The organism is Streptomyces sp. YGL11-2, assembly GCF_050054615.1.
GTDB lineage: Bacteria > Actinomycetota > Actinomycetes > Streptomycetales > Streptomycetaceae > Streptomyces.
Genome location: NZ_JBNHIN010000003.1, coordinates 147,666 through 163,874 on the forward strand (window position 1 = coordinate 147,666; position 16,209 = coordinate 163,874).

At 71.7% G+C, this 16,209-nt stretch carries 14 protein-coding genes and 1 pseudogene; 7 read left to right on the plus strand and 8 right to left on the minus strand.

Annotated features, from left to right (window positions below; genetic code table 11):
* A partial coding sequence (locus tag ACO1BR_RS05305; RefSeq protein WP_426793830.1) for a helix-turn-helix domain-containing protein occupies positions 1-208 on the minus strand: 208 nt, incomplete at its 3' end.
* Between the two features lie 71 nt (positions 209-279).
* A complete protein-coding gene (locus ACO1BR_RS05310; protein WP_426793831.1) occupies positions 280-1,227 on the minus strand; it encodes an AurF N-oxygenase family protein in 948 nt (315 codons plus the stop codon).
* A 183-nt stretch (positions 1,228-1,410) separates the two neighbouring features.
* Between ACO1BR_RS05310 and ACO1BR_RS05315 the strand changes: the two genes are divergently transcribed.
* Complete coding sequence (locus ACO1BR_RS05315; RefSeq protein ID WP_426793832.1) at positions 1,411-2,538, plus strand: ferritin-like domain-containing protein; 1,128 nt, start codon at positions 1,411-1,413, stop codon at positions 2,536-2,538.
* Positions 2,539-2,560: 22 nt separating this feature from the next.
* Here ACO1BR_RS05315 and ACO1BR_RS05320 read toward each other — a convergent pair whose 3' ends face one another.
* The 5 genes and pseudogenes from ACO1BR_RS05320 to ACO1BR_RS05340 all read right to left on the minus strand — a co-directional run bounded on the left by ACO1BR_RS05320 (position 2,561) and on the right by ACO1BR_RS05340 (position 7,314).
* On the minus strand, positions 2,561-3,421 hold the full coding sequence (locus tag ACO1BR_RS05320; RefSeq protein ID WP_426793833.1) for an alpha/beta fold hydrolase: 861 nt from the start codon (positions 3,419-3,421) through the stop codon (positions 2,561-2,563).
* Positions 3,422-3,586: 165 nt separating this feature from the next.
* Positions 3,587-3,784: pseudogene (locus ACO1BR_RS05325) on the minus strand (hypothetical protein); the annotation flags it as partial.
* A gap of 85 nt (positions 3,785-3,869) precedes the next feature.
* On the minus strand, positions 3,870-4,352 hold the full coding sequence (locus tag ACO1BR_RS05330) for an HD domain-containing protein (protein ID WP_426793834.1): 483 nt from the start codon (positions 4,350-4,352) through the stop codon (positions 3,870-3,872).
* A 110-nt stretch (positions 4,353-4,462) separates the two neighbouring features.
* Positions 4,463-5,917: a penicillin-binding transpeptidase domain-containing protein gene (locus ACO1BR_RS05335; RefSeq protein WP_426793835.1), complete on the minus strand. Its 1,455-nt coding sequence runs from the start codon at positions 5,915-5,917 to the stop codon at positions 4,463-4,465.
* Entirely contained in the window at positions 5,914-7,314 is a 1,401-nt protein-coding gene (locus tag ACO1BR_RS05340; protein WP_426794006.1) for an FtsW/RodA/SpoVE family cell cycle protein, read from the minus strand. Before ACO1BR_RS05340 ends, ACO1BR_RS05335 begins: the two co-directional genes overlap by 4 nt.
* A gap of 430 nt (positions 7,315-7,744) precedes the next feature.
* On the opposite strand from ACO1BR_RS05340, the gene ACO1BR_RS05345 reads away from it, so the two are divergent.
* The 6 genes from ACO1BR_RS05345 (at position 7,745) to ACO1BR_RS05370 (ending at position 14,368) form a co-directional block, all read left to right on the plus strand.
* A complete protein-coding gene (locus tag ACO1BR_RS05345; protein ID WP_426793836.1) occupies positions 7,745-9,040 on the plus strand; it encodes a cytochrome P450 in 1,296 nt (431 codons plus the stop codon).
* 58 nt (positions 9,041-9,098) lie between these two features.
* Positions 9,099-9,776, plus strand: coding sequence for a response regulator (locus tag ACO1BR_RS05350; protein ID WP_426793837.1), 678 nt, complete (start codon positions 9,099-9,101; stop codon positions 9,774-9,776).
* A gap of 78 nt (positions 9,777-9,854) precedes the next feature.
* Positions 9,855-11,111, plus strand: coding sequence for a sensor histidine kinase (locus ACO1BR_RS05355; RefSeq protein WP_426793838.1), 1,257 nt, complete (start codon positions 9,855-9,857; stop codon positions 11,109-11,111).
* A gap of 287 nt (positions 11,112-11,398) precedes the next feature.
* Positions 11,399-11,830: a hypothetical protein gene (locus ACO1BR_RS05360; protein WP_426793839.1), complete on the plus strand. Its 432-nt coding sequence runs from the start codon at positions 11,399-11,401 to the stop codon at positions 11,828-11,830.
* A 1-nt stretch (position 11,831) separates the two neighbouring features.
* On the plus strand, positions 11,832-12,725 hold the full coding sequence (locus tag ACO1BR_RS05365) for an ABC transporter ATP-binding protein (RefSeq protein WP_426793840.1): 894 nt from the start codon (positions 11,832-11,834) through the stop codon (positions 12,723-12,725).
* 5 nt (positions 12,726-12,730) lie between these two features.
* Positions 12,731-14,368, plus strand: coding sequence for an ABC transporter permease (locus ACO1BR_RS05370; protein ID WP_426793841.1), 1,638 nt, complete (start codon positions 12,731-12,733; stop codon positions 14,366-14,368).
* Positions 14,369-14,620: 252 nt separating this feature from the next.
* Here ACO1BR_RS05370 and ACO1BR_RS05375 read toward each other — a convergent pair whose 3' ends face one another.
* Complete coding sequence (locus tag ACO1BR_RS05375; protein ID WP_426793842.1) at positions 14,621-14,818, minus strand: hypothetical protein; 198 nt, start codon at positions 14,816-14,818, stop codon at positions 14,621-14,623.
* Between the last annotated feature and the right edge of the window lie 1,391 nt (positions 14,819-16,209).

Below are 16,209 nucleotides of genomic sequence, written 5' to 3' on the forward strand. Positions count from 1 at the left end.
ACTGCTGCTTGCCGCCCGGGAAGTAGCGGTAGACCAGCGGTCGGGAGACCTCGGCGGCGGTGGCGACGTCGTCCAGCGACACGTCCTCGGGCGCCCGCTGGGCGAACAGACCGAGCGCCGCGGCCAGCAGCTGGCTGCGGCGCTGCTCCACGCTCAGCCGGCGGTAGGCGGGTCGGGGTACTGCTGGGGCGGTGCCGCTGCCGTTCATGAACAGCAGCGTAACCGCAGAGGGTTTCGGATCGCACAGCTGCTCGGGACGTATGGGGGCAATCGGGCCCTTCACGCCAACAGGCCCGAGCTGCGCCACAACCGGCGGCCGGCGCCGCGCAGAACGCCGATCTCGTCGAGGAAGTCGGTCAGCCGCCGGGCGCCGTTCTGCATCACCTCGCGGCGGTGGCCGCTGGCCCTGACCTGGGCTATCGCCGCGCGCCGGTCCAGGCCGACGTTCGCGTAGACGTCCGGGTTGACGAAGGCGACCGAGAAGACCCGGGCCGCCTCGCCGGAGCTGATCCGGGTCAACTCCCGCTCCCAGCGCGGCGCGGTGACCATCTGGCGGCGCAGCTCCTCGCGGGCGTAGCGGACGTGCCGGGCCTCCTCGACGACATGGATTCGGGTCACCCCGCGCACCAGCGTCTGCACCCGCTCGTCCGGGAACGTCAGGCGCTGCATCCAGTCCAGGATCTCCTCGCCGAGCAGGGTGCAGGCGAACGAACCGGGCGTGGTGGAGACGGTCTTGAGGATCCGGGCGAGGTTGTGGTTGAGCCGGGTGACCGGGTACGTCGGCGCCCCGGCCTTCTGGATCATGCGGGCGAACATCTTGGAGTGCCGGCACTCGTCGGCGATCTCGGTGAGCGCGTAGCGGACATGGGCGCTGGTGACCGGCTTGTCGTAGATGTGCCGCACCAGCAGCTGCATCAGGATGATCTCGAACCAGATGCCCAGGGAGGCGAGCGAGGCGGCCTCGTGCCGGGAGAGGTCCTGCTGCTGCTCCGGCGACATCCGCTGCCACATCGGGGTGCCGTAGAGCGAGACCAGCTCCGGCGGCCAGAACCACTTGCCCTCTTCGAGGGGCGCGTCCCAGTCGAGTTCGGTGTCGGGGTCGAAGGAGTGCCGGGCGGAGGAGTCGAGCAGGCGCTCGGCGACCTGCTCCCGGTCCTTCAGTAGCCCGAGGGTGTCCCGCAGGACTTCGGTATCCGTCAGGGTCATGGGGGTGGGCGCACTCGTCATGGCTCCGGCTACACCTCGCTCGTGGGTTACCCGCGGTCACATGCGGTCGCCCCTTATGAGACTCCGTGTCAGCAAGGACGTCAATCCCTCCCGCGCGACTTATTGACCCATGGGTAAGAAGCGTGTGAGCCTGCCAACCATGCGCCCGTGACACGGTGTTCGGCGGGGTGGGAGGAGATCGCGGTGTCGAGCCGAGAGCTGTACACGCAGGACCCAGGAGACTCCCTGTGGAGCGTGCCCGCCGCCGGTGCGGCGCGGTTGAGCTGGGAGTACGACGAGGGCCGCGACCGGCTGCTCGCCCTGTACCAGAAGGGCAAGGACAAGCAGTGGGACGCCACCCTGCGGATCGACTGGGACCTGGAGGTCGACCCCAAGGATCCGCTCGGCACCCCCGACGAGGCCATGTCGCTGTACGGCACCAAGTACTGGGACCGGATGACGGAGAAGGACCGCGGCGATCTCCGCCAGCACTACACCGCCTGGCAGTTCAGCCAGTTCCTGCACGGCGAGCAGGGCGCGATGGTGTGCGCCGCGCGGATCGTGGAATCCGTCCCGGACCTCGACGCGAAGTTCTACTCCGCGACCCAGACCATGGACGAGGCCCGGCACGCCGAGATATACAGCCGCTTCCTCCACGAGAAGATCGGGATGCTCTACCCGATCAACGACAACCTCCAGGCACTGCTCGCCGACACCCTCGGGGACTCCCGCTGGGACATGCCCTACCTGGGCATGCAGGTACTGATCGAGGGGCTGGCGCTGGCCGCCTTCGGCGTGATCCGCGACACCACCGACAAACCGCTGCCGAAGCAGATCCTGGCCTACGTCATGCAGGACGAGGCGCGCCATGTCGCCTTCGGACGGATGGCGCTGCGCGACTACTACCGGCAGCTCACCGACGCCGAACTCCGCGAGCGCGAGGAATTCGTCATCGAGGGCTGCTACTTGATGCGCGACCGGCTGCGCGGTGTGGAGGTCCTGGAGAACTACGGCATCCCGCGCAAGGAGGCCGCCGAGTTCACCGAGCGCTCCGAATTCCTGCACCTCTTCCGGAAGCTGCTGTTCAGCCGCATCGTGCCGTGCGTCAAGGACATCGGCCTGTGGGGCGAACGCCTCCAGCGCGCGTACCTGGACATGGGCGTCTTCGAGATGGGCGACGCCAACCTCGATCTGCTGATGGCCCAGGACGAGGAGGTGGCGGAGAAGCTGGACGCGGAACGGTTCGCCGCCGAGGAGGCGGCCCGTAAGGCGGAGGTCGCGGACGCCATAGCCCAGGGCGCGTCCGCGATGGGGGTCCCCCCTGCTCCTTGAGAGCTGGGGGAGAGCCGGCGGCTCACTCCGCCAGGAAGCCGGTGACGAGGCGGCCGAGCTCCGCCACCTCGCTCTCCGGCATCGCGTGGTGCCCGACCCCCGCCAGGGTCTCGATCCGTGCGCCGGCCAGCGTCCGCTCCGCCTCCCCGGCGACCCGCAGCGGATCGTGCGCCCTGCTCCGTCCCGCCAGCAACACCAGCGCGGGCGGGGCGGCGCTGCCCAGCCGCGCCACGTCGGGACGCGGCCCGGTGACCGTCCTCGCGCGCCGGAAGTCCCGGGCGCCCAGCCCCATCAGCCGTACCAGCTCGGGCGCGAGAGGCCGGCCGCCCCGGGTCTCCCACGCCAGGAACCGCCGGGTGCTCGCCTCGCCGGGCCGCAGGAACAGCGGCGCGGCCCGCAGCAGATACGACGCCCGGTAGCCCGCGAAGCACCGCGTCGGGTCGAGCAGCACCAGCCGCGCCACCCGCTCCGGTGCGTGCACCGCGTACCGCAGCGCGATCCAGCCCCCGTACGAATGCCCCAGCAGCGCCGTGGCGTTGAGCCCGAGGCCGTCCAGCACGGTGTCCAGCCAGGCCGTCAGGTCGTCCGGGGTGCGCAGCGCCCGCCCCGCGGGCACGCTCAGCCCCGGCGCGCCCATCAGGTCCACGGCGTACACCCGGTGCGCCCGCCCGAAGCCGGCGGCATGCGCGTACCAGGCGGCCGAGGTGACGCCGCCGCCGGAGAGCAGCACCAGCGGCGGTGCGCCGGCCGGCCCGCAGGCGTTGACGCGGGTGGTGCCGAACTCCCCGGCCAGTTCCAGCCGTTCGACCGGGACCGGCCAGAGTGCCATGGCCTGCCCGTAGGCGGCACGGAACGCGGAAGTGGCGGTGGACGTCGCTGTCATTGGTGGCCCCCGTGGCGAGAAGAGAGAATGTGGTCGCGCCGGTAGGTATCCTGCCGGACCGCACCGGCGGCGCCACCGCAACCCCCTGGAATCCATGGGCCCTTCAACGGGGGCAGGGCCGAGAAGGTCCTAGGGGCTGTCCCATGGGGCAGGGCCGAGAAGGTCCTAGGGGCTGTCCCATGGGGCAGGGCCGAGAAGGTCCTGGTTCCGGCCCGACCGTGCCAGCCGGCGCCCCTCGTGCCGGGACACCTCGATCGGCCGCCCGAAGCAGGCCGTCATCCGCTCACCGGTCAGCACCTCCGCGACCGGGCCGCGCGCCTGCACCCGCCCCTCGCGCGGCAGTACGGCGCGGTCGATGGCGGGGCAGCTATCCGTGCGGGCTTCCGGTGGGTGGAATCCGGCCCCGACACCCCTTGGTGACCGCCGGCGGGTGACGTCCGGCGGCGGTTCACGCCAGGCCCAACAGGGCCCGTACCCGGGCGTACTTGGCGGTCAGCCGCTCCCGGGTCGGCGCGTCCAGGACGGCCAGCCGGGCCGGATCGGCGTTGTGGGCCAGATCGGCCTCTTTGACCAGCAGCGCGCCCGGCGTGGCCAGGATCCGGGCGGTGTACTCCTCGACCGGCTCGCCCGCCCGCTTGGTGACGGCCCGCACCATAGCCCTGGTCGCCGGGCTGAGCGCCGCCTGATCGAGCCACGCCTCGCTCAGCGCGGCGTCCTCGACCGCGTCGTGCAGCCAGGCCGCCGCGATCTGCTCGGCGCTGCCGCCGCGCTCCCGCACGCCCGCCGCGACCGCGGCCAGGTGCTCGGTGTACGGGCGGCCGGCCTTGTCGGTCTGCCCCGCGTGCGCGCGCCGGGCCACCGCCTCGACCTCGGCGAGCGACAGCGGCGGGTGCGCCGCGGGGGACGCGGACGGGATCTCCTGGGAAGCCATACGGCCATTGTGGCCGGGGAGCCGGGGAGCCGGGGAGCCGGGGAGCCGGGCAGTCGGGGAGTCGGGCGGCTGTACGTCCGGACTCCGGTCGTCGCCCCCACCGCCGCCCCTCACCGCAGCCCGGCCGCCATCACCGCCCGCGCGATCGGCCCGGCGCTGCCGCCCCCGCTGATGTCCTCGCGCTCGGCCTCCGCGTCCTCCACGACCACCGCGACCGCCGCCACCGGCTCGTGGTTGTCCTTGTTGCGCACCCACGAGACGAACCAGGCATACGGCATGCCCTCGTTGCGCTCCCCGTGCTGCGCGGTCCCCGTCTTGCCGCCCACCGTGAACCCGTCGATCGCCGCCGACCGGCCACTGCCGTGTGCCACGACCTCGGTCATCATCTCCTGTAGCTGTTCGGCGGTGGCCGGGTTCATCACCTCCTGGGTGGGGCGGCGCTCTCCGGGGGCGACCAGCACCCCGCCCGCGTCGGTCACCTTGTCGACGAGGTGCGGCGGCGTCAGCTGGCCGTCGTTGGCGACCGCCGCCGCGACCATCGCCATCTGGAGCGGGGTGGCGGCGGTGTCGTACTGCCCGATGGAGGAGAGCGCCAACTGCGCCGGATCCATCCGGGTGTCGAACGTGCTCCGCACCACCAGGGAAGGGATCCGCAGCCCGCGGTCGTTGAACCCGAACCGCTCCGCCGTGCCGGCCATCTCCCGCAGCCCGACGTCCACGCCCAGCCGCGCGAAGACGGTGTTGCAGGAGAGCCGGAACGCCTCCTTGAGGCTCGCGTGCTCGCAGCCCGGCGCCGGATTGCCGAGGGAGGTGCGGGTGCCCGGCAGGGTGTAGGGGTCGGGGAGGTCCAGCGGGGCGTCGATGTCCCGCACCCGGCCGCTCTCCAGCGCGGCCGTCGCGGTGACGACCTTGAAGACGGAGCCGGGCGGATAGGTCTGCCGCAGCGCCCTGTTGAGCATCGGCTGCCGTTCCGACCGGTTCAGCCGCCGCCAGGCGTCGGAGACCGAAGCCCCGTTGCCGGACAGCTCGTTGGGGTCGTACGAGGGGCTGCTCACCAGCGCCAGCACCCGCCCGGTCCGCGGCTCGACCGCCGCCACGGCGCCCTTCCTGCCGTCCAGCCCGCGGTACGCCGCGCGCTGCATCGCCGGGTTGATGGTGGTCTCGACCCGGCCGCCCGGCCGGAGCGCCCCGGTCAGCCGGCCCCACCCGGGAAAGAGCGCGAGCCGGCCGTCGGTGCCGGCGAGGATGCCGTCCTCGGCGTGCTCGATCAGCGAGGTGCCGTAGAGCTGCGAGGAGAAGCCGGTGACCGGCGCGTACAGCGGCCCCTCGGTGTAGGTGCGCTCGTACCGCAGCCGCCCGCCGCTGTCCCGGGAGCCGGTGACCGGGCTGCCGCCGACGTCCACGGTGCCCCGCGGCTGGGCGTAACGGACGATGCTGGCCCGCCGGTTGGCCGGGTTGGCGTTGTAGCCGGCCGCTTCGATGAGCTGCACCCGGACGGCGTTGACCAGCAGCGCCACCAGCAGCAGGAAGGAGAAGGCGGCGGTGTGCCGGATGGCGCGGGTCACCGGGCCCCTCCCGGGGCGGTGGGCGCCGCCGGGTCCGGGGCCGGCCGCGGTGCCCGCGCCCGGTCGCTGATCCGCACCAGCAGCGCGACGATGATCCAGTTGGTCACCACGGACGACCCGCCCTGCGCCAGGAACGGCAGCGCCATCCCCGTCAGCGGGATCAGCCCGGTCACCCCGCCCGCGATCACGAAGACCTGGAGGGCGGGCAGCGCCGCGAGCCCGACGGCCAGCAGACTGCCGAACGGATCGCGGAGCCCGTGCGCCGCCTGGTACCCGCGGCCCACCAGCAGCGCGTACAGCACCAGCAGCGCGGTGAGCCCGGCCAGTCCCAACTCCTCGCCCCAGGTCGCCAGGATGAAGTCCGACTTCTGCGCGAACCCGATCAGATACGAATGCCCCTGCCCGAGGCCGGTCCCGAACATCCCGCCCGCGGCGAACGCGAACAGCGACTGCGCCAGCTGCCCCGGCCCGCGGCCCGCCGCGATCCCGGCGAACGGATGCAGCCAGTCCTGTACGCGCCCGTGCACATGCGGCTCCAGCGTGCCGACGGCCGCCGAGCCCGCCGCGGCCAGCAGCACCCCGAACACGATCCACCCGGTCCGCCCGGTGGCGACGTACAGCAGCACCACGAAAATGCCGAAGAAAAGCAGCGAGGTGCCCAAATCCCGTTCCAGTACCAGCACCCCGACACTGATCAGCCAAATCGTGACCACCGGTCCCAGTACCTGCCCGGCCGGCAGCCGCAATCGCCCCACGGGCTGCCCGGTGTGCGCCAGCGCATTACGGTTCGCCGCGAGATATGCCGCGAAGAAAACCGTGATCAACACCTTGGCGAACTCGCCGGGCTGAATGGAAAATCCGGCGGCCCGGATCCAGATCCGGGCGCCGTTGACCGCGGGAAAGAAAATAGGCACCACCATCAGCAGCAGCGCCAGCGCCGCGCACCTGTCGGCGTACCGCTGGAGCGTGCGGTGGTCGCGCAGCAGCACCACCACCGCGATGAACAGCCCGACGCCGACGGTGGACCAGACGAGCTGCGCGGGCGCGGCCGGGTCGGCGGGCGTCTCCAGATCGAGCCGGAAGATCAGCACCAGGCCGAGTCCGTTGAGCAGGACGGCGGTCGGCAGCAGCAGCGGATCGGCGTACGGGGCGCGCAGCCGCACCGCCAGGTGTGCCAGTAGCGCCAGCCCGCCGAGCCCCGCCCCGTAGCCGGCCGCCCCACTCGGCACCGGATGCGCCCGGGCGAAGCCGACGACCACATATCCGCAGGCGCTGAGGAGTACGGCGCCCATGAGGAGGGCCAGTTCGATGCCCCGCCTTTTGGGGAGCAGTGGCGAGGGTGGGGGAGTGCCCTCGGGGTGTGCGCCGGCCGCCCTTTTCGCCGCGGGCGCCGTCATATCTGCCATATCCGGCAACGTAGCAAGCAGGAGCCCATATTTCCGTTATGTCGCATACGGCGTTCCGGGCGGAGGCCGGTGCGCGCACGGAACTCGGCCGGGGCGCGGAGCCGGGTGGGCAACCCGTCGCGCTCCGACCCGCGTCCCAGGGGGAGGGTCGGCGCCCCGCGGAGGTAACCCAGGGTTGTTCGGTGAACGAGGTCAATGGCAGTTTGTAAACTCGGTCGGAACGAATAGCAGAAGGCCGAGCTCGTCACGCTGACGCGGACGACCGAACGCACCGGTCGACGTCATGGACCTGCGCCATGGCGCCGCACGCGAGGGGCTATGGCGTATGTCACATCCGTGCACGCCGAGTGGAGGTCCCGCGCCGTTTCGGCCCCCGGGGGCGGCCGAGCGTGGGCGACCGTCCCCCGCGACGAAAGGCAGTATGAGCGTCATGACGACCCTCCGTTCCCGGATCATTGCCTGGGCCGGCCGTATGTATCTGGTGAGAACGAGGAAGAAGGGCTTCGACCTGTCTCGAATGTCTTTCTTGCCCGAATCTGTCCTGATGCCGTTGCGGCGCGAGGGCCTCGACCCGGTGAGCGAACTGGCGGCCGTCCGCGAAAAGGAGCCCATCAGCAAGCTCCCGGTGCCGATCGCCGCCAATGTCTGGCTCGTCACCGGCTATGACGAGGTCAAGGCCGTACTGGGCAAGGCCAATGCCTTCAGCTCCGACTTCACCAACCTCGTCGGCAGCGCCGGCGCCGGCGCCGAACAGAATCCCGGCGGCCTGGGATTCGCCGATCCGCCCGTCCACACCCGCCTCCGCCGCCTGCTCACCCCCGAATTCACCATGCGCCGGCTGAGCCGGCTCACCCCCCGTATCCACGAAATCGTCGAAGAACGCCTCGACGCCATGGAAGCGGCCGGCCGGGACGGCACACCGGTCGATATCGTCCACTCCTTCGCGCTGCCCATTCCCTCCCTGGTCATCTGCGAACTCCTCGGCGTCCCTTACGAGGACCGGGCCGATTTCGAGCGGCTGAGCGCCGCCCGTTTCGACCTCTTCAGCGGTGCGAACGCGTCATTCGGCGCCATATCCGAATCCCTTTCCTACTTCCGGGACATCGTCAAGAAGCAGCGCGAAAACCCCGGTGACGGACTGCTCGGCATGATCGTGAAGGAGCACGGCGACACGGTCTCCGACGAGGAACTGGCCGGCCTCGCCGACGGCGTGCTGACCGGCGGCTTCGAGACCACCGCCAGCATGCTGGCCCTCGGCGCCCTGGTCCTCCTCCAGGACCCGAAGCACTTCGCCGCCCTCAAGGACGGCGACGAGGCGGTCGACCGCTATGTCGAGGAACTCCTCCGCTACCTCACCGTCGTCCAGGTCGCCTTCCCCCGCTTCGCCCGCGAGGACATGGAGATCGGCGGCGTGCGGATCGCCACCGGCGACGTCGTCCTCTGCTCCCTCAGCGGCGCCGACCGGGACGGCGAACTCGGGCCCGAAATGGAGCAGTTCGACCCGGACCGCAACGTCCCCTCCCACCTCGCCTTCGGCTACGGGATCCACCGCTGCGTAGGCGCCGAACTCGCCCGCATGGAACTCCGCGCCGCCTACCCCGCCCTCGTCCGCCGCTTCCCCACCATGCGCCTCGCCGCCGCCCCCGAGGAACTCGCCTTCCGCAAGCTCTCCATCGTGTACGGCATCGAATCGCTGCCGGTGCGGCTCGACGGCTGATTCCGGCCCCACCGCCGGCGCCGTACGCACCTCCGCCGCCGGCTGGCACAATCCGCCCGTGACCATTCGCCTACTGATCGCCGATGACCAGGAGATGGTCCGCCGGGGCATGCGGCGCATCCTGGAGCACCAGCCCGACATGGAGGTCGTCGCCGAGGCGGCCGACGGTGTGGCCGCGGTGGACGCGGCACGGCGGCTGCTGCCGGACGTGGCGCTGGTGGACATCCGGATGCCGCGCCGGGACGGCCTGGAGGTGACCCGGCTGCTGGCCGGCCCCGAGGCGACGCATCCCGTGCGGGTGGTGGTCGTCACCACCTTCGACCTCGATGAATACGTCTATCCCGCACTGCGGTTCGGCGCCTCCGGCTTCCTGCTGAAGCGGTCGGGGCCGGCGCTGCTGGTCGAGGCGGTCCGGGCGGCGATGGCCGGCGACAGCCTGATCAGCCCGTCGATCACCGTCCGGCTGCTCCGGCACGTCACCGGGGACCCGGCCACAGCTCCGCGGCGCAACCGGCAGCGGCGGCGCGACGAGGTGCTGACGGAACGGGAGATCGAGATCGCCGGGAAGGTCGCGGAGGGCAGGACGAACGCCGATATCGCCGGTGAGCTGTTCATCTCTCCTGGCACGGTGAAGACCCATGTCGCCAGCATCCAGCGGAAGCTGGGCGTCCGTAACCGCGTCGGCATCGCGGTCCGGGCCTGGGAACTGGGGTACGCGACGGGGCGGATGCCCTAGGACGCCGACGCGGATGCGGATGCGGATGCTGACGCCGACCCGGCCCCCACCCATCGGCGAGGTCCTAGCCTCTTCCGTATGGATCACGGAGCTGCGTTACGGCGTCCGCGGCGCCGCCGGTGGTGGTGCGGTGCGGCCGCACTGTCGATGCTCGCCCCGGCCGTCGTGGCGCCGCCGGCCGGCTCGGTGCCCGCGGTCATGGCCGCGCTCGCCCTCGTCGCCGCGATCGCGGCCTGGCCGACGGGCCGGGTCTCGCTGGCGCAGGCGGCGGGCGGCACCGCACTCGCCTCCCTGGCCGCGGACCTGGCCTACGGGGGCACGCCGGGGCTGGTCCTCCTGTGGGCGCCCTTCGAGTCGGTCGCACTGCTCGTCCTCCTCTACCGGGCGATTCGGCGGCTGCCGCGTCCCCGGGCAGCCTTCCTCGTGGGGGCGGCGGCGGTCGCGCTCCCGCTGCGCTTCACCCTGCACGCGGCGCAGACCGGGCCGAAGGAATCGGTCGTCATGGCGGCACTGGCCCTCTTCCCCGCCGCGGGCGCGGCCGGCACCGGGCTCTATCTCCGGTCGCTGGACACCCGGCGTGCGCACGCCGTCGCGCTGGCCCGGCGTGAGCAGCGCCTGGAACTCGCCCGGGACCTCCATGACTTCGTCGCCCACGAGGTGACCGGGATCGTGCTGGAGGCGCAGGCGGCCAAACTGGACGGCGGCGACGCCGGTGGCGACCCCGCCCTCCTGGAACGGATCGAGCAGGCGGGGCAGCGGGCGCTCGATTCCATGGACCGCACCGTGCAGACCCTGCGCGCGGCCGGCGACCGCGCACCGCTGGAGCCGCCGCCCACCCGCCACCACGGCCTGGCCGACCTCCCCGAACTCGTCGCGCGGTTCGCCGCGATGACCCCGGCGCGGGTGGACGTGCGGATCGGGGCGAGGGAGGAGACGGAGCCGGCCGGCGACCTGTCGCGGGAGGCCGAGGACACCGCGTACCGGGTCGTCCTGGAGGCCCTGACCAATGTGCGGCGGCATGCGCCGGCGGCGACGCGGGTGGCGGTGACGGCGGGCCGCTCCCCGGACGGCGGGCTGCGGATCCGTGTGGTCGACAACGCCGTTGGACCGCACGGGACGCCCGCGGCCACCCGGGAGGGCGGCGGCACCGGCCTGGCCGCCCTGACCGAGCGCGTCACCGCCCTCGGCGGCGTACTGGAGGCGGGCCCGGTGGACGAGGAGGAGGGTGCAGGACCGGCACCAGGACCGGGACTGGGACTGGGACCGGGACTGGGACCAGGTCCGGGTCCGGGCTGGCGGGTGAGCTGCCTTCTGCCGCCGGCCGCACGCCGGTAGGCCGCCCTGGCATCGAACTGGTCGCGCGGTAGCCGAGGTCCCCAAGGAATTCCAGACCCCCCGAGGAGAACCGGACCCTCAGGAAACCGGACCCTCAGGAAACCGGACCCTCAGGAAACCGGACCCTCAGGGAAACCGGGGCCCAGGGAAACCGGGGCTCCAGGCAAACCGGGGCCCCCATATCTGCCGATCGGCAGATGTGCCCGCCACCCCCGCCCCGGAATCCTTTCCGGCGTCAGCCGCCGGGCGCCGCCGCGCCTGCCGACACCACGCTTCAGGAGACCCCGATGCCCCGCCCTTCCCGGCCCGCCCGCCGCCGCACCCGCCGCTCCACCGCCCTCGTCGTGGCGCTCGCCGCCGCGGCCGTCCTGCCGGCCACCGCCTGCTCCGTGGACGCCGCCAAGGCCACCCCCGTCACCAAGACCTTCCCCTCTACGGGCAGGACGCTGAAGCTCACCACCCACGAGGTCGCCACCCGGCTGATCGCCACCGACCGGCACGACATCAAGGTCACCCGCTGGTTCGACGCGGCGGCCGGCACCGAGCACCTCACCTGGGTACTGAAGGGCGACACCCTCGACATCGATGCCGGGTGCAGCGGTATCGCCCTCTGCGACGCCAGGTTCCAGGTCGAGGTCCCGCGCGGTATCGCCGTCACCAAGGACGGCAGGCCGACCTCCCTCACCGGCACCGCCGCTCCCACCGGGAAGCGCGGCTGACATGCTCGACCTCCGCGCCGTCACCAAGCGCTACAAAGGCCGCACACATCCCGCCGTCGATGACCTGACGCTCCGCCTCACGCCCGGCCTGTGCGGCCTCCTCGGCCCCAACGGGGCAGGAAAGTCCACCCTCTTGAGGATCGCCGCCACCGTCACCCGCCCGACCTCCGGCACCGTCCTCTTCCACGGCGCCGACGCGGTCACCCGGCCGCAGCCGCTGCGCCGGGCGCTCGGATACCTCCCGCAGGACTTCGGCGTCTACCCGAACCTCACCGCACGCGAGTTCCTGCGCTACCTGGCCGCCGCCAAGGGCGTACCGCGCGGGGTGGCCGCAGCCCGTATCGACGACCTCCTGGAACTCGTCAACCTCACCGACGCCGTCAGGCGCCCCCTCGGCACCTACTCGGGCGGCATGCTGCGCCGGATCGGCATCGCGCAAGTCCTGCTCGCCGACCCGCAGGTGATCGTCGTCGACGAGCCGACGGCCGGCCTCGACCCCGAGGAGCGGGTCCGGTTCCGCAACCTGCTCAGCGATCTGGCGGCGGAGCGGGTGGTGCTGCTCTCCACCCACATCGTCTCCGACATCGAGTCGGTCGCCACCGACATCGCGGTCCTCGCCGCCGGCCGCCTCCGGGCCCGCGGTACCCCCGAAGATCTGCTGCGTACAGTCGCCGGCCAGGTCTGGGAAGTCCTCGTCGACCCCGCCTCCGTCCCGGCGGTGCAGGCCCGCTACACCGTCAGCCGCCTGGCCCGCACCCCTGAGGGCGTGCGCATCCGCCTGCTGTCGCCGCACCGGCCGTACGAGGGCGCGGTGCAGCTACCCCCCGACCTGGAGGACGCCTACCTCTCCCTCGTCCACGGCACACCCGCCCCCCGCCCCGCCAAGGCAGCGTGACCCCAGTGCACCCCCAACCCTCGCTCTCCCCACGGGAATTGACGCGGGGCATCACCGCTCCCGCCCTCGCCGACTTCCGGGACCGGGTCCGCCGACCCGCCTACCTCGTCACCCTGGCCGCGGCGGTGCTGCTCGGCTACGTGGCCGTTCCCGACTCCGGCGCCCGCTGGGCGATCCTCCAGATCGGCGACTACCGGGGCCGTTACGACAGTGCCTACGTCGGCACGGCCACGGCCCTGGCCGGCGGCCTGTGGATCAGCCTCGGCGGCTTCTACCTCACCCGCAACTCCCTCGAACGCGACCGGAGTTCCGGTGTGGGCCGGCTGATCGCCGCGACCCCGCTCCGCACCCCCGCGTACCTGGCCGGCAAGTTCCTCGGCAACCTCCTGCTGCTCGCCTCCATGCTGGCCGTCCTCGCTGCCACCGCGCTCGTCATGCAACTCGCCCGAGGCGAGTCCACCACCGTCGACCTCCTCGCGCTCTGCCGCCCCCATGTCCTCATGGCGCTGCCCCTGGTCGCGCTGACCGCCGCCCTCGCGCTGCTCTTCGAGGCCCTGCCGCTGCTACGGACGGGCCTGGGCAACATCGTCTGGTTCGGCATCTGGCTGGCCCTGGCCACCGGCGGCCAGGGCCCCGGTCTGCCCCTCGGCGGCACCGGAGTCAACGCCGTGGCCGGGTCCCTGCGCGACGCGGCTATCGCCCAGCACCTCCGCCTCACAGGCGAGTTCAGCCTCGGGCTGACCTATCTCGACAAGCCGCTGACCCCGTTTCCCTGGCAAGGGTTCACCCCCACCCCCGCCTACACCCTCGGCCGCTTGGCCATGCTCCTCATCGCCCTCGCCCTCGCCGTCCTCCCCGCCCTCTGGTTCCCCCGCTTCGACCCGGCCCGCCAACAACCAGAACCGACCGGAGCGAATACCCACAGAACCCCACCTGCCCCCCAACCGCTCATGCCACGACCAACTTTGACGCTACGTCAGCAGTCACCGCACGGTCAGCGACGGCGGTGGCCCGGACCGTCGCCCCAGCCGCCGTCCGCAACCGGCCTCCCGCCGCTCCGCCGGCTCTACGAGGGTGAACTCCGCATCCTCCTCCAGGGAACCCCCTGGTGGTGGTACGCCGGTGCCGCCCTCATCGCCCTCGCCGGGTTCGCCGCACCGCTGCCCGGCACCCTGCGTGTGCTGCTCCCGCTGGCCTGGCTCTGGCCGATCCTGCTGTGGTCCCGGCTCGGCACCCAGGGCCACGAACACCGCGCGGACGCCCTGCTCGCCGCCTGCCCGGCCCCCGGCCTGCGGCTGCTCGCCGAGTGGGCCGCGGGCGCGACGCTCGCCGCCCTCACCGGCGCGGCCCCGCTCGTCCGCATGCTCGCCGCCGCCGACCTGCCCGGCGCCGCCGCCTGGACCGCCGGAGCCCTCTTCATCCCCTCCCTGGCCCTGGCGCTGGGCACGCTGAGCCGTACCCACCGCCTCTTCCAGGCGCTCTACCTGCCCCTCTGGTACACCGTCGCGACGGGCCTCCCCCTCTTCGACTACATGGGCGCGCTACACACCCCCACCCACTTCCCGGGCCCGCACCCGACCGCGACGCTCGCGGCCGCGGCAGCGCTGCTGGGGGTGGCGGCGGCGGTGCGCCGCCGACCGTAGCCACAGAGGTCCCAGAAGTCCCAGAAGTCCAGAAGTCCCAGAAGCCCCCGAAGCGGCCCACGGCCCTCACCCCTCACCCGCCAGCCCCCACCCCTCACCTACACCGAAGGGCCGGCCCCGGTCTCCCCGGGCCCGGCCCTTCTCTGCGAGCAGAGCAGCCTCAGCAAGGACTCCCACACCGCCTCACAAACTCACTCGGCGACTGACTCCATGACCCGGTTACCCGGTAACCACGAACACTCGGTCACTCGGTCACTCGGTCAAGAACTTCCTGAGTGTGAACCCCAGGGTGGCCACACCGATGAACGTGGCACCTCCCGCACCCAGCGACGTGTAGGCGGGTGCTCCCACGGTCCAGAGAATGACCGTGCCGAGCATCGCGGCGATGAGCGCACCGAGCATGATGACCGCTGCCCAGAGGCCCCGGAGTGATGGCTCGTAGGTGGACAATGCGCATCAATCCCCTCATCTGTGAATGCACAGCTCTGTCGAGACGGGCTGTCCGACGATGCTGCGTCCGACCGATCGCGATGCTGAAGGGGGGGCAAATCGCAGACCCAAAGGGGTAGTTATCGCTAGCACAACACACAATCCCTGCCGTTCCAGGAAACACTCCTTTGCACTGCACAGGCACTACGGTTCCGCTGTAATGCCCCAACCGCCGGACCGGAATCCCCGCAGGCACCAAGAACCCCCATATGCCCTACACCCCCGTACCCCGATCACCCTTTTCCCTCTTGAGCACGGCAAACCCAGGCTCCATTGCCGCGAGAGTGACGCCGGGTGAACGCCGCCGAAAGGCTCATCTCCGAGGCCCGGCACGGACGATCCGGTGAATTGCTCCCCGGCCTTCCGGGGAAACGCCCCGACGCACGGCCGGCGCCCGGGCGGCGCTCGTGACGATCCCTGGAAAACGACCGCGGCGGCGATGGGGATCCACTTCTGTTCGCCTGCGTAGCACCTCACCTCGTCGCTCCCGTCCGCGCCGGTGCCCGTTTCGAGCGAGGCAGACCCGTCTGCATCCCGAACCTCACGCCGCCTGAACTACCGTACAATTCGCGGACTTTGACTACTGCTGCCCTGCTCCCTCTGATGCGCCCCTGTCGCCACCCATGCGTGGATTCGCTGGCCTTTCTGGGATCGCCGGCCGCATGTGGCGATGTGGTGCGGGTTCGTGCTGTTCCCGCCTCGCTGGTCATGCCGACGCAATGAGCTGCGGCAGGCCATGAACCGGCGCGGCGAAGCGTTCGAGATCGAATCTGGCCTACCGGGGCGTCCAGGACCGACCGGTACCCATCCCGCCCGTCCTGGTCGGGATACTCCGGCCCCACCTGAAGGAGTTCGGGATGGCCGAGCAGGGGCGCGTGTTCGGCAACGAGCGCGGCGGAGTGGTCGGCTCATCCACCTACTGGCGTGTGCGGGAGGAGGCTCGGGGGTACTCCCTCCCGCCGCAACGCGTCGGCCCACTGTTGGCCGGACGCCCGTACGACCTCCGGCACGCGTGCATCACGCGGTGGCTGAACGCTGGGGGGTACCGATCGCGGAGGTGGCCCGTCAGGTCGGCAACTCCCCGGAGGCGATCCACCGCCGGTATCACGGCTGCATCGACGGCTGCATTGATGGCCACGAGGAAGCGGCCAACGCGAAGATCACCGAAGATCACCAAGGCGCTGGAGGAGGACGGCGACACGGCCTGACGAATGCGTCGAAGGTGCGTCCCGATCACAGAGACACAGTGAGCCCGACCACAGAGGCATAGTGAGTCCGCTCACAGAGACACGGTGAGCCCGATCACAGAGACGCAGCGAGAAAGAGCGGGAGTCGGTGAGACCGACTCCCGC

Bases quoted from the DNA above. Each gene is read 5' to 3' on its own strand.
- ACO1BR_RS05310 (WP_426793831.1), bottom strand. From the start codon at position 1,227: ATGACGAGTGCGCCCACCCCCATGACCCTGACGGATACCGAAGTCCTG.
- ACO1BR_RS05320 (WP_426793833.1), bottom strand. From the start codon at position 3,421: ATGACAGCGACGTCCACCGCCACTTCCGCGTTCCGTGCCGCCTACGGG.
- ACO1BR_RS05330 (WP_426793834.1), bottom strand. From the start codon at position 4,352: ATGGCTTCCCAGGAGATCCCGTCCGCGTCCCCCGCGGCGCACCCGCCG.
- ACO1BR_RS05340 (WP_426794006.1), bottom strand. From the start codon at position 7,314: ATGACGGCGCCCGCGGCGAAAAGGGCGGCCGGCGCACACCCCGAGGGC.
- ACO1BR_RS05345 (WP_426793836.1), top strand. From the start codon at position 7,745: ATGAGCGTCATGACGACCCTCCGTTCCCGGATCATTGCCTGGGCCGGC.
- ACO1BR_RS05355 (WP_426793838.1), top strand. From the start codon at position 9,855: ATGGATCACGGAGCTGCGTTACGGCGTCCGCGGCGCCGCCGGTGGTGG.
- ACO1BR_RS05360 (WP_426793839.1), top strand. From the start codon at position 11,399: ATGCCCCGCCCTTCCCGGCCCGCCCGCCGCCGCACCCGCCGCTCCACC.
- ACO1BR_RS05365 (WP_426793840.1), top strand. From the start codon at position 11,832: ATGCTCGACCTCCGCGCCGTCACCAAGCGCTACAAAGGCCGCACACAT.